Here is a 12,859-nt window from a genome sequence, read left to right on the forward strand (position 1 = left end):
AGACCTAAATTATCATACTATTCAACGACTATACAACTATTTTTATAGATTAACAGCAGATTCCTTTTATCTAAGTGAATAGGTTATATTACTTAGGATCCCAAGTAATATAACCTATAAGTGGGGCGGTCAAAAATACTAGGTATTGAAAAACACCCTGTATAAATCCACTTCCAATGATCTAATTGATGATTATTGTCATCTGTGTTTAAATTGTAAGATTCCTAACTTATTTTTATTATTTTGCAATCGCAATTGCTTCAATTTCTAGTAGAAACTCTTCTTTAACAAGTCGGTCGACGACGATTAAAGTGTTAGGAGGGTACTTGTCTTTAAAAATGGTTGGAAAATACTCTTCACGCAGTTTCATGAATAATTCAATATCCTGTGAATGAACCAATATGGTATTGAACCTAACAATATCGCTGTGAGTCGCACCTAGTCCATGAAGAACATCTTTAAGGTTACTAAAAATTTGATGAAACTGGGCTTCAAAATCACCTTTTCCTGCAACGCTACCATCTGCGGCAACTGATAGCTGACCGGCAATGAAATACAATGGACCGCTTTCAACTCGTGTCGCATGTGAGTATAGTCCTTGTGCAGGGCTTGCACCTTCAGGGTTAATGTATTCTAGTGAATTGGTCGTTTTTGTGTCACTCATTTTTATCAATCTCCTTTTCTTAAAATCTAACTAGAAGTGGATATTGTTGTGTTGGATCCTAAATCAAAGATAACATCTAACTACTCTCTGGTCAACACAATATTTAAAATATTTAAAAGATTTCGGTAAGATAGTGCTAGCCAATAGCGTTGCGTGCCCATGAAAGAAACTATCGTGAATGTTTGTTACGCCTGTGAATGCTTTTTTAAATAATGCTAGATAATTCACATTATAGCCCCCCCATCACTCAACGCTATAAATAGGAGGATAAACATCTGAAACTTACTCTGTTTATTAAGATGTGCACCCCGAAAGTTAGAGTTATTATCTAATTTTAACTTTCGGGGTGTTTTATTATGGCTAAATATAGCAATGAATTTAATGTCAAGATTGTTTTGAGTATCTGGATAGATGACTTGGATTTAGAAAGTTGGCTATGAAATACGATGTAAAATCTAAAACTCAAATTAGATTTTGGGTGAGCATATATAAAAAACATGGTGCAGTAGGATTAATAAAAAATAATGCGAATGATGTATATTCTGTTCGATTCAAGCTTGATGTACTAAGCTTTATAAAAAGGACAGGAGCACCATATCTACAAACGGCACTTCAATTCGAATTTACGAATCCACCGCTGATCGCTTCATCGAACAAGAAGTTCCTTGAAGCAACCAGCCTATTTCAAAGCATGTCCCGCAAGGGAAACTGTTTTGATAATTCACCTATGGACAGCTTCTTTGGCATTTTGAAACAAGAAAAGTATTATGGTCTACCTTTTCGCACATATTAGGAGTTAAAAAAAGATATTGAGTCTAATATTCATTATTATAATAACAAACGTATCAAACAAAAATTAGCTGGAATGAGGCCGGTTCAATACCGTCTCCACACCAGCAAATTAACTGCTTAATATAATACTCTAACTGTTAGGGGTCACATCATTCCAGGGCTTTTCTTTCGGTTTATACATTAAACAACGGGATTTCCGGGCTGATTGGGGCTTATAATAGTTTAAGATGGCAGTGTATATATATAAATAAATGAATTGGGTATTTTGTTCAGTCTCCTAAAACAGATTGGTTGAATGTCTTGAAAGCAAGGTATATTATTAATGATGTTGATTAAAAATTATAGAGGAGTTTTTGATGTGTCGATTAAAGTTAAAGCAATAATTGGAAGTACAAGTTCTACGTCATTCAACTTGAAATTGGTTGAACATATGAGAAAGCGTTATGCAGGGCAGTTAGAAATTACACCTGTCTTTGTTAATGATCTCGAAATGTTTTCAATTGATATAGAAAGCAATCCACCAGCAAATGTTCTAGATTTTAAAAATAATGTTAAAGATTCGGATGCTGTACTATTTGCAGTTCCTGAATATAACTTCTCCATTCCAGGCGCATTGAAAAATGCCATTGACTGGTTATCACGTGGCGGGGATTTCACACTTCAAAACAAGCCGACATTTATAGTAGGGTCTTCTATGGGGCAATTCGGAAGTATCCGTGCGCAACTTCACTTAAGAGAAATTCTTTCTAACCCGGCATTAGCACCTGCTGTACTTCCAGGTAATGAAGTATATGTTGGTTCAGTTCATGAAAAAATGAATGAAACTGGCGAACTTACGGATAAAGCTACAATTGATTTCTTGGATTCGGTTGTTCATAACTTTATTGAGTTCTATCATAAAACAAAAGCTACTGTTAAGGCATAAGTGGTCAAACAATCAAAAAACAGACACCCTTCAGGCAACGGGTTCTCTTAAAGGGTGCAGATCATTACAAAACATATGAAATGGGGCTTTAAACCACAATGGTTTTAGCCCCTTTATTTTTATTGCTATACTAAATGCCTTGCCAATGGGATTGCTTTTTCACTTTAGTTATCCAGTTAACGCACCCCATTCTGAAATTATCTTCTCATAATAAAAGTTATACAATTGATTCATCGATGCAAATAATTTAAAAAGCTATATTAAATAATTTTCTGAGAAGTAAAAAATGAAAAACATAATAAGAAACAATGCAGCACCCAAAGATTGATAATAATATAATTTTTCTTCCCGATTAAACACCCAAAGCTCCAAACCTCTGATTACTTGTATAACAAATAGAAATACAAATGTAAGCTTCGGGATAAAGGTCGGTGAAAAATTAGTAGGCAAAGCAATATCGATATAAACTATACTGATGACTGTGAATGCAATGATTGCGATGATTTCTGCAATTAAAAAAAAATTATTTCTATCTTTTGAAAACATGTGTAACCTTTTTTCTTCAATGTTTAATTTTCGTTTCAAAATGAAACGATTGATATAGATATACAGCAAGAAAATAAGAGTTGTAATTACAATAAAAACTAACATTTTCCCTCCCCTTTTCCTAAGATAATTTATTTCACTAAAGAGTGCCTGTTGAACAGCAATAAATTTCTTTCATACTTCAATATACCAGAGAAGCCCCAAAATACCCTTTTAATATAGAAAAGCATCGCATTTGCGATGCTAATTAATGAGTATAAATGGTGTGCTAAAACCTATTCTAAATCGTTAATTAATTGATACCTAAATGCTAGTCAACTTTGATTGTTTTTTCAGTTATTGCGATTCAAAACCGAACGGCTTAGATTTTATGCACACTGGCTGTTTTAATATTAATTGCTTAACTTTACAATTCTTCCTATACAACTGAAACAAGTCTATTTCACTTCTATTTGTCCCATCATACCATTGTCCTCATGTTCAAGAATATGACAATGGAACATGTACACACCTTTATGATTGAATTGGATAGCTATTTTTACTCGCTCCCCTGGATGAACGGCTATACTGTCTTTCCAACCTTGTTCATATTCTGATGGTTCTTCCCCATCTCTTGAGATTATTTTAAACTGCGTGCCGTGAATGTGGAACGGATGGATCATTCCACCCATCATGTCGGGTCTATTGTAAATTTCCCATACTTCAGTGACCCCTTGCTGTTGTGTGAAGTCAATTCTATCCGCATCAAACTTCTTTCCATTAATCATTACCATATCCATCATCCCAAAGAGTTCCACCTTCTTTGTGACTGGCAAATCCTTCTCTTCTACTGTCAATGAAAAATCATTCATTTCACCCGGAATTCTGCTAATTGCTCCGCTTTGATCAGAAACCTCAAATGGTAAAAGGACAGACCCATCCTCATTTATTAATGCCAAGCCATTTTCTAGATTCAATTGTGAAAAGTCAACGACTATTTCTGCTCGTTCTGAAGGTGTCAGTGTAATTTCGTTAAGTGTCACTGGTGCATTCAAAAAGCCGCCATCCGTTGCTATTTGAATAAAGGAATCCCCTGTATTCAATTTAAATGTGAAATTCCTCGCATTCGATCCATTTAATAAACGGAGACGTACTTTCTCTTTGTTTACAGTCAACTTGGGATTGAGTGTTCCATTGATTAATAACGTATCCCCGATTGTTCCGTCATCGTTCATTGCAGCTCTGTAATTCAATTGTTTTTTATCGTCAAATGTTTTATCTTGAAAAATTAACGGTATATCATTCTTCCCATAATCAGTTGGTAATCCCAGACTTTTTGAATTGTCATCTTCGATATAAACCAAACCTGCAAGGCCGTTATATACCTGTTCAGAAGTTTTCCCTTCTGGGTGGGGATGAAACCAAAGTGTTGCCGCTTCTTGTTCCACTTTAAATTCAATAATCTTTTCTTCACCCGGTTTAATCACATCATGGGGCCCACCGTCTGCATCTGCCGCTACTTCCAGCCCATGCCAATGAAATGTTGTATTCTCATCGAGCTCATTAATCGCCCTGATTTTCACTGTGTCACCTTTCTCCAAACGTAACATCGGTCCTAAAAATGTTCCATTGTAGCCATACGTATTTGTTTCAATACCATCAAATATTTCGGTTTTCCCTATTTGTGCTCGAACGGTGTATGCGACTTCCTCCTTGTTATCACGTTCAAGCATGGCAGGGATTTTTAATTCATTTTCCCCTGTTGAGTCATTTAAACTTACGACCCCATCATGGCTCATATGTCGATTTCCCATCATATTTCCATCCATATTCATCATTGAATCATCCATTTCTTCATTATTCATCATGGAATGATTTGGTTGTGAATTCGCATTACTACAACCACTTATAACCAATATACTAATCGCTAGCACAGTAATTTTTATTTTTTTTTTCATTACCAATTTCCCCTTTTCTTTCGATTATTTCATTTGTAGTGTAACAAAATAATATGAAAAAATTATGCAGGTGAAAGATGTGTATGAAAACCGTCATAATAAATGCATACATTCTGCATATATTATGGGAACCCTAAAAGGCAGATTAATCTCGTAGATGCTTCTATTCGTGGCATTTGGGGCACTTTTTTCATCTATGCATTATTGAATAAAGGTAAGTTTACTACTTAATAATACTCGTTCATAATTTTGTCTTATCCTCTCCATAGAAAATGGATATATCACAGCTATCATTATGTATAAGAGGGATACAAAGAAATCCATCCTCAAATATAAAGGAGGTTTTCATTTTGAAGAAATGGTTATTGTCATCGGTTTTCTTAAGTGTTTTGTTTGTTCTTGCCGCTTGCGGTGGAAATGATACAAGTGACGAAACGGGGCGGGTAGATAATACCGCCTCTACGGAAGGTGCAACTGCTAGTGATGAAATTAATATTACAGCAGTAAACTTTGATTTCAATCAGGCAGAATACACCGTAAAAGCTGGTGAAGAGGTTAAAATAACTTTTGCAAACGAAGAAGGCATGCACGGGATTGCTATCGATGGCCTTGATGTGGACATTCAGGGCGACGGGGAGGCAACATTCACACCTACCGAGCCAGGTGAGTATACAATCTATTGCAATATTCCTTGCGGAGCGGGACATGACGATATGAAGTCAACACTGATTGTCAAGTAGACTGAAAACTACCAAGCAATGTAAGACTGGGTTCAGCACCTGTTATTTACAATTTTCGAATGAAAAAGAGTAGGATTAGGAATAACTCCCCAGTCCTACTCTTTTTTATGCTTATTTTTTCCTTGGACACAATCGTACAAATCATTATTTCAAATTAACTTTTTGCAAACGCAAAGCATTCAATACAACCGACACAGAACTAAATGCCATCGCTGCACCTGCAACCCAAGGGGCCAATAAGCCAATAGCCGCAATTGGGATTCCGACTGTGTTGTAGAAGAAAGCGAAAAATAGGTTTTGTTTAATATTGCGCATTGTTTTTCGGCTCATGATAATCGCATCTGCAACGCTGTTTAAATCGCCGCGCATAAGCGTGATATCCGCCGCTTCAATTGCAATATCCGTACCCGTTCCGACTGCCATTCCGATGTCTGCCATCGCAAGTGCCGGCGCATCGTTGATTCCGTCCCCGACCATGGCGACTTTCTTGCCTTGATCTTGTAACTTTTTAATTTCATCACTTTTTTGTTCTGGTAACACTTCCGCGATAACGTGAGTTAAGCCAACTTGGCGCGCAATTGCCTCTGCGGTGCGTTGGTTGTCACCTGTTAGCATGATGACATCAAGACCCAATTCGCGCATTCTGGCAATCGCTTCTTTGGACGTTTCTTTCACCGTATCTGCTACTGCAACGACACCCGCAAGTTTGTTATCAACAGCAATCAGCATCGCTGTTTTCCCATCACTCTCAAGTTTTTCCATCAAAACTTCCGAATCTAAAATCTCAATTCCACGTTCATTCATTAACCTTCTTGTACCGACTAACACTACTTTACCACTGACATTCGCCTGAATCCCATAACCCGGTAATGCCTCGAAATCAGTTACTTCAAGTAAGGATAAACCCTTTTCTTTTGCACCTTTAACAATTGCTTGTGCCAAAGGATGTTCGGATTGATTTTCAGCTGCGGCAGCTAATTGTAGAACTTCGTCTTTCGTAAAGCCTGCCGTCACTGTAATATCCGTTAACGCAGGTTGACCTTTTGTCACTGTTCCTGTTTTATCCAACACAACTGTATCGATAGAACGAGTATTCTCTAAATGTTCTCCGCCTTTAAAGAGCAAACCCATTTCAGCGGCTCTACCCGAACCAGCCATAATTGACGTTGGCGTTGCCAATCCTAAAGCACATGGGCAAGCAATAACCAAAATTGAAATCGTTGGAATTAATGCCGAACGGAAATCTCCTGGTGTTACCGCGAAATACCAGATGAAGAATGTCGCAACTGCGATAACGACGACAATCGGTACAAAAACACCTGAAATTCTATCCGCCAAGCGTTGAATATCTGCCTTTGATCCTTGTGCTTCTTCAACTACCTTCACAATTTGTGCTAATGCTGTATCCTTCCCTACTTTTGTTGCTTTGATTTGCAAAGAACCGTTCCTATTAATTGTCGCACCAATGACTGAATCACCCGGTACTTTATCAATCGGAAGACTTTCACCCGTAATCATTGATTCATCAATTGCGGAACGCCCTTCAATAATTTCGCCGTCCACCGGAATCTTTTCTCCAGGTTTTACAATGATCGTATCTCCCGCAATTACTTGCTCAATCGGCAATTCCATTTCAACGCCGTCTCTTAACACTCTTGCCGTTTTAGCCTGTAAATCAAGTAATTTATGAATTGCTTGGCTCGTTTTTCCTGTTGCACGTGCTTCAAATAATTTACCTAGTACAATTAACGTAATAATGACGGCTGCTGCTTCATAATACAGTTCGGGACTTCCAACACTCCCCGCATTCATCCATTCAAATGATAAATAGAGACTGTAGAAATATGCTGCACTCGTACCTAACGCAACCAAAACATCCATGTTCGCACTTTTATTTCTAAGTGAATTAAATGCCCCTTTATAAAACTGAGCACCGACGATAAATTGAACAGGTGTTGCAAGTGCAAGTTGTAGCCAGGGATCCATAAGTATTTCAGGCATATAGATAAATGATAAAAACTCGAAATGTGCAACCATCGTCCAGAACAATGGAATCGTCAATATTAATGAGAAAATGAATTTTCTTGTTTGGCTTTTAATTTCTTGTTCTTTATGATCCATCTTATCTTTATTGTCTTGCTTGGGAATTAATTCAAAACCCATTTTTTTGGTTGCAATAATCATATCTGTAGGTCGGATTTGTTTACTGTCATATTCGACAGCGAGTGTTTCCATTGCAAAGTTGACGTTAGCCTTCGAAACACCGTCCATCTTATTAATACGTTTTTCAATTCTCACCGCACATGCTGAGCATGTCATTCCCGTAATATCGAAAGTTTCCTTCTCTTGTATGATATGATAACCAAGTTTTTCAACTCGTTCAGTAAATTCTTTTATATTTGTCTTCGTCGGATCATAAGTGATTGTAGTACTTTCCATGGCAAAGTTGACGTTCGCTTTCTCAACACCATCTATTTTCGATAATCCTTTTTCAATGGTGTTTGCACAGGCTGAACAAGTCATGCCCTGAATTTGCAAGGTCTTTTCTGTTGTTGCCATTTGCTTCTCCTCCAATACTTGGTAGGGGTATATTATTATTAAAAAGAAAGATTATACCCAAAAGTATAATCGCATCCACCGCTTTATACCCCATACGGTGTAAGTCAAAATGAAGTTAAGCTAGATCAAAGCCTTGATCTTCAATTGTTTCCTTAATTTGAGCCAAAGTAGCTTCGTTGTCGAACTCCACCGCAACTTCTTTGTCCCCCAAATTTACTTTAACCGCAGAAACACCGCTAAGTTTTCCGACATTCGTTTCGATTGAATTTACACAGTGATTACATGACATACCTTCTACTTTTAACGTTTCCTTCATAGTAAACGCCTCCTTTTATTTTTATTAACACTACCCTCAGATATCTCACGCGTGAATAAAAAACTAATTATATTATTTCGTCATTGTTTTCATTACATCCATTAATTCCTTAATCGCTGCTTCACCATCTTGTCCTTTAATCGCCTTCACTACACAGTGATGTGTATGATCCTCCAGTAAAGCTAAGGATACTTTGTTCATGGCTGATTGAATCGCACTGATTTGATGTAGAATATCCACACAGTAACGGTCGTTCTCGACCATCTGATGTATACCCCTTACTTGCCCTTCAACGCGCTTTAAACGGTTTAGAAGTTGTTGTTTATTTGGTTGGACAGTTGTTTTTGTAGTTTCTACCATGATACTCCCTCCTCACCAATTATACATACCCTATACCCCTATACTATCATTATCAATAAAGAAGTTCAAAGAATAAAATTTCAAATGATAAATACTCTTGATAAATCATATTCCCCAATATGTGATTGTGTCAGCTATTCCTATGAAAATAAGAATAGCTCCCGCCAAACGTTGCACAATTCTTCCTATCCTCATGCTTGTCTTCATAATGAGTCGCTTCGCATCAAAGAACCATATTAAGAAAAAAAGGATTAGAAGGGGGATTGATGTTGCTACACCGAAAACAACGGGCAATATCAAACCATATGAAGTAGTTGCAACAAGTGGCATTAACCATAGGAAAAAAAGAACGAACATCGTCGGACAGAAAGCTAAGGAGAAACTAGCACCTAATAAGAAAGACCCAAGCTTTCCATTTTGTAATCGCATTGGAATATAATTTGTTAACTTCTGAAGTAGGCCAAGCTTTAGAACACCTATTAAAACAAGTCCCGTTAAGATAACGAGCGGACCTATTATTTTGCGAAATACAGGAAAGAAGTCAATCAACGCAAATTCGAATGATTCACCAAGGAACCAAACGAATAATCCAAGACCACTAAACACAACTACTTTTCCGGCAATAAAGGCGATAATATCTCCTGTATTATGCTTCATTTGTATCGTTCGGTTTCCGTATAAAGTAATTGCACTCATATTCCCTGTGAGTTGGCATGGAGCGACAGCCCCCATTAAACCTAAAAGCAGCGCAACTACAATAGGATATTGTTCAAATGAACTGATAAGAATGTTAACTGGATTCGTAATCATCTCACTTACTCTCGACATCAATCCATACATATAGTAAGCACCTACTTTTTATTATTTCGCCAGTTGGCCATTCACAGCAAGTTCATTCCAATTAAGACCTTTATTTTTCGTCAAGTAAATATCATTATTATGCGTTGCGATAACAATCTCTTGATCATCTTCTGGATTTACTGCTATGAATGCGATTGGATTCATTTCTTCGTTCGGCAGTTGAATAGAATTTTCCTGATGATTGTCGAATGTGAATGATTTAAGTGCTGTCGTTTCATTCTCATAGCTCGCATAATATCCACCATTTTCAGTCAACGCAACAAATAAAACCATTTTGGCATCATTTAATAGTTCGAACTTTTCGCCATAATCTTTTGAAATAAATATGCCGTCTTTACTCCCTATAGCAATCATCTCTTTCTGTGATGGGTGGGCAGCCAAATTTGAGATGAACTCTGAATTGAATTCATTCAAAGAAGTCTTTTCCCAAGTTGCACCTTCATCTAGCGTATAGTGAAGCCCATCTGACATCTCATTAGTCGGTATTTCATTTAGCACATAAATTGCGTTTGAGTCATAACCTGCCGCAAGATAATGAAAATCTATTTCACCGTAGAACGCTAACTTATCAAAACTTGCACCGCGGTCTGTACTTTTAACAAGACCTAACGGATTCTTATAATCGGAACCAGGTTCAGGATGACCACTCGAGAAAAAGCCTTCACGTATAGTTTGAAAGCCCATATAATCATGCTTTTCGCTATTCGCTTCTTTCCATCCGCCTTTAGCGTATTCGTAGAGTCCGTCATGCGTTGAAATCACAATATCTGGTCCACCATTTATATATCCTAGACCATGTAAATGTTCAAATTCATTATTTTTAACCTCTTCGAATGAATAGGGTTCACTTCCCTTGTTACATGCAGCCATAACTACAACCATTAATAGTAATCCTACGAATAACTTTATTTTGTTTGTCATTGTCTTTCTCCTTTAAATCCATTTGTACCCAATTCCCCAAACTGTCTTCAACAACTCTTCATTAGGAAATCCAGCATTTTTTAGTTTATCTCTTAAATTTCTAATATGGGAATCTACAGTTCGAATATCTGTATAGGTGTTATATTCCCAAGCCGCATGCATTAATTGGTCTCGCGTAAATGTTCTTTTCGGCTGAGTAATTAGAGCTTCAATAATGTAAAACTCTTTTAAAGTCAGCTGTGCTTGTCTATTTTTATAGTGTAATGAATAGGATTCTCTGTTCAATATAAAATCACCATACACTGCATTTTCGGACTTTTCCTCTTCTTGATGATAACGACGTAGTATTGCGTTCACTCTAGCCGTTAGCTCTCCTTCATCGAATGGTTTTGTTATATAATCATCTGCACCATTATCTAGACCTTTTACTAAATCCCTCTTATCCGTCCTTGCTGTAAGCATAATTACTGGAACATCAGAAAGTTTGCGTATTTCCCGACATACTTCCCAACCATCCATATTTGGCATCATAACATCCAACAAAATAAGTTGAATTTGTTCTTTCCGTACTATATCTAATCCATCTTTTCCATTATCTGCTTTTATACATCTGAAACCATGGGGTACTAAAAACAACTCAAGTAAATCAAGCATCCTTTGCTCGTCATCTATAAGTAAAATCGTTCGCATCTGCATGGCCCCTTATTTGTTTAGGTTTTAATTGTGAATGTGCTTCCCTCACCTACCATACTCTTTACATCAATCGTTCCGTCATGTGCCTCTACAAGTTCCTTCACAATTGCAAGTCCAAGGCCTGATCCCCCGAAGGTTCTAGACCTAGACTTTTCAATTCTATATAGTTTCTCAAAAACCAAATCAATTTCATTTAACGGAATTCCTATTCCTTCATCCGTGACCGATACCACGGTATATTGTTTGTCTTTACGTACTTCTAACGTCACTTTTGTAAGCTCATCTGAGTACTTTAAAGCATTGTCTAAAAGGTTTAATACAATCTGTTCTAATCTTAAAGGGTCTGCATGAATGTTAAAATCCTCTTTACATATTAGCTCGAGCCCAATTTTTTTCAGTTTATATGATGGGTAAACGAGTTGACGAATATCCTCGATAAACTGTTTGGCTGAAAAATCAATTTTAGTTACAGTGAACGTCATTTCATCCATTTTTGCTAAATCCATTAAGTTTTTCACAAGATCTTTCATACGATTAGATTCTTCTGCAATAATCTGTAAATAATGATTTCTTTCTTGTTCTGTCAGCTCATCTCTCATCGCCACTTTCAAATACCCTATTAAATAAGTCAAAGGGGTACCAAGTTCATGAGAAATGGATGCAAGAAACTCATTACGTTCTTTCTTTATCCTGTCCAGGTCCGTTGCCAATTTCATGATTGCAATCGATAATTCTCCTAGTTCGTCATTTCCCATTGCTGGAAGACTTACATTGAAGTTCCCTTCACTTAATTTCTCCGTTGCTTCTTTCATTCGAATCAAAGGTCGAGTTAGAAATTTGGATAGGATGGTATAGATGATAAATAGGATAATGATGCTTGCTCCACCTGCCAATCCGAAGTGTTGATTTAGTTTACTAACTAACCGCTCAATCGGCTGACTGCTTTGAAACATTACAACATATCCAGATGGCCCCCCTTCTACTTCGTATGGATGCGCACTTACAATATACGGGGAATCTTTCCATTCAGGTATAATGATTTGGTCATTTTGAATATCAGAACTCCGAATTAAGCTAAGGTAAGATGAATAAATTTCAACATCTTCATCTGAACTTCGGATAATCTCATTATTCAATCCCGTAATAATGACTTCCCTGCCTTTTCCAGCTTCCATCAAAACAATATGGGTTATCGTTTCTTTTGAATAATGGTCTTCTAGTACATTTCTATGATTAGATCCGCTCGCTAATAGGCGTGAATATTCTTCATCTACTCTTGCGTGAATGATGTTTTGGTGCAAATAAACCATAAGAATCGTTTCCAGAACAAGAAAAGCAACGATAAAGTAAGCAGCTAACTTTGTTGAGATTTTATGCATATGAACCACCTCATATAATTAGTATAGAAAAAGATTGTGAAAAAGATATGCAGACACGTTTCTGACTTAGAAATCCATAAGTATTCGTGACGTCTTTGTGTCTGCACATTCTTTTGATATCTCATTAGTATAATCATAACGAAAATAACATTTCGGGTATGCTTTA

The 12,859-nt window shown here is 36.9% G+C and carries 13 protein-coding genes and 1 pseudogene; 4 read left to right on the top strand and 10 right to left on the bottom strand.

The annotated features are described in order from the left end of the window. Window positions 1-238 precede the first annotated feature (238 nt). On the bottom strand, window positions 239-664 hold the full coding sequence (locus ACP8HH_RS11835; protein WP_438311527.1) for a RidA family protein: 426 nt from the start codon (window positions 662-664) through the stop codon (window positions 239-241). A 478-nt stretch (window positions 665-1,142) separates the two neighbouring features. On the opposite strand from ACP8HH_RS11835, the gene ACP8HH_RS11840 reads away from it, so the two are divergent. The 3 genes and pseudogenes from ACP8HH_RS11840 (at window position 1,143) to ACP8HH_RS11850 (ending at window position 2,381) form a co-directional block, all read left to right on the top strand. After that, window positions 1,143-1,457, top strand: a complete 315-nt coding sequence (locus ACP8HH_RS11840) for a hypothetical protein (protein WP_438311529.1) — start codon at window positions 1,143-1,145, stop codon at window positions 1,455-1,457. Window positions 1,458-1,469: 12 nt separating this feature from the next. Next, a pseudogene (locus tag ACP8HH_RS11845) lies at window positions 1,470-1,577 on the top strand (IS3 family transposase); the annotation flags it as partial. A 237-nt stretch (window positions 1,578-1,814) separates the two neighbouring features. Next, window positions 1,815-2,381, top strand: coding sequence for an NADPH-dependent FMN reductase (locus ACP8HH_RS11850; RefSeq protein ID WP_438311532.1), 567 nt, complete (start codon window positions 1,815-1,817; stop codon window positions 2,379-2,381). Between the two features lie 255 nt (window positions 2,382-2,636). On the opposite strand, the gene ACP8HH_RS11855 is transcribed toward ACP8HH_RS11850, so the two are convergent. Together ACP8HH_RS11855 and ACP8HH_RS11860 are read right to left on the bottom strand one after the other, a co-directional pair. After that, complete coding sequence (locus ACP8HH_RS11855) at window positions 2,637-3,032, bottom strand: DUF4181 domain-containing protein (RefSeq protein ID WP_438311533.1); 396 nt, start codon at window positions 3,030-3,032, stop codon at window positions 2,637-2,639. Between the two features lie 332 nt (window positions 3,033-3,364). Next, entirely contained in the window at window positions 3,365-4,864 is a 1,500-nt protein-coding gene (locus ACP8HH_RS11860) for a multicopper oxidase family protein (RefSeq protein ID WP_438311536.1), read from the bottom strand. Between the two features lie 350 nt (window positions 4,865-5,214). Here ACP8HH_RS11860 and ACP8HH_RS11865 point away from each other — a divergent pair, with 350 nt between their 5' ends. Then, window positions 5,215-5,604, top strand: coding sequence for a cupredoxin domain-containing protein (locus ACP8HH_RS11865; RefSeq protein ID WP_438311538.1), 390 nt, complete (start codon window positions 5,215-5,217; stop codon window positions 5,602-5,604). A gap of 144 nt (window positions 5,605-5,748) precedes the next feature. On the opposite strand, the gene ACP8HH_RS11870 is transcribed toward ACP8HH_RS11865, so the two are convergent. The 7 genes from ACP8HH_RS11870 to ACP8HH_RS11900 all read right to left on the bottom strand — a co-directional run bounded on the left by ACP8HH_RS11870 (window position 5,749) and on the right by ACP8HH_RS11900 (window position 12,693). Then, window positions 5,749-8,178, bottom strand: a complete 2,430-nt coding sequence (locus ACP8HH_RS11870; protein ID WP_438311540.1) for a heavy metal translocating P-type ATPase — start codon at window positions 8,176-8,178, stop codon at window positions 5,749-5,751. A gap of 100 nt (window positions 8,179-8,278) precedes the next feature. After that, complete coding sequence (gene copZ / locus ACP8HH_RS11875) at window positions 8,279-8,479, bottom strand: copper chaperone CopZ (protein WP_438311542.1); 201 nt, start codon at window positions 8,477-8,479, stop codon at window positions 8,279-8,281. A 72-nt stretch (window positions 8,480-8,551) separates the two neighbouring features. Then, window positions 8,552-8,839: a metal-sensitive transcriptional regulator gene (locus ACP8HH_RS11880; RefSeq protein ID WP_438311545.1), complete on the bottom strand. Its 288-nt coding sequence runs from the start codon at window positions 8,837-8,839 to the stop codon at window positions 8,552-8,554. 105 nt (window positions 8,840-8,944) lie between these two features. After that, window positions 8,945-9,679: an urease accessory protein UreH domain-containing protein gene (locus tag ACP8HH_RS11885; protein WP_438311546.1), complete on the bottom strand. Its 735-nt coding sequence runs from the start codon at window positions 9,677-9,679 to the stop codon at window positions 8,945-8,947. A gap of 21 nt (window positions 9,680-9,700) precedes the next feature. Next, window positions 9,701-10,621 (bottom strand): F510_1955 family glycosylhydrolase, encoded by a 921-nt coding sequence (locus tag ACP8HH_RS11890; RefSeq protein WP_438311548.1) that lies wholly within the window; start codon window positions 10,619-10,621, stop codon window positions 9,701-9,703. 12 nt (window positions 10,622-10,633) lie between these two features. Continuing rightward, window positions 10,634-11,311, bottom strand: a complete 678-nt coding sequence (locus ACP8HH_RS11895; protein ID WP_438311550.1) for a response regulator transcription factor — start codon at window positions 11,309-11,311, stop codon at window positions 10,634-10,636. Between the two features lie 20 nt (window positions 11,312-11,331). Next, window positions 11,332-12,693 carry a HAMP domain-containing sensor histidine kinase gene (locus ACP8HH_RS11900; protein WP_438311551.1) on the bottom strand — a complete coding sequence of 454 codons (1,362 nt, stop codon included), beginning with the start codon at window positions 12,691-12,693 and terminating at the stop codon, window positions 11,332-11,334. Window positions 12,694-12,859 lie beyond the last annotated feature (166 nt).

Origin of the sequence: Sporosarcina sp. FA9 (genome assembly GCF_051550205.1) — a bacterium.
Classification (GTDB): Bacteria; Bacillota; Bacilli; order Bacillales_A; family Planococcaceae; genus Sporosarcina.

What these genes read in the sequence shown, in the direction of transcription:
- ACP8HH_RS11900 (WP_438311551.1), bottom strand. Translation starts at nt 12,693, where the DNA reads ATGCATAAAATCTCAACAAAGTTAGCTGCTTACTTTATCGTTGCTTTT.
- ACP8HH_RS11855 (WP_438311533.1), bottom strand. Translation starts at nt 3,032, where the DNA reads ATGTTAGTTTTTATTGTAATTACAACTCTTATTTTCTTGCTGTATATC.
- ACP8HH_RS11835 (WP_438311527.1), bottom strand. Translation starts at nt 664, where the DNA reads ATGAGTGACACAAAAACGACCAATTCACTAGAATACATTAACCCTGAA.
- ACP8HH_RS11885 (WP_438311546.1), bottom strand. Translation starts at nt 9,679, where the DNA reads ATGTATGGATTGATGTCGAGAGTAAGTGAGATGATTACGAATCCAGTT.
- copZ (WP_438311542.1), bottom strand. Translation starts at nt 8,479, where the DNA reads ATGAAGGAAACGTTAAAAGTAGAAGGTATGTCATGTAATCACTGTGTA.
- ACP8HH_RS11895 (WP_438311550.1), bottom strand. Translation starts at nt 11,311, where the DNA reads ATGCGAACGATTTTACTTATAGATGACGAGCAAAGGATGCTTGATTTA.
- ACP8HH_RS11890 (WP_438311548.1), bottom strand. Translation starts at nt 10,621, where the DNA reads ATGACAAACAAAATAAAGTTATTCGTAGGATTACTATTAATGGTTGTA.
- ACP8HH_RS11860 (WP_438311536.1), bottom strand. Translation starts at nt 4,864, where the DNA reads ATGAAAAAAAAAATAAAAATTACTGTGCTAGCGATTAGTATATTGGTT.
- ACP8HH_RS11880 (WP_438311545.1), bottom strand. Translation starts at nt 8,839, where the DNA reads ATGGTAGAAACTACAAAAACAACTGTCCAACCAAATAAACAACAACTT.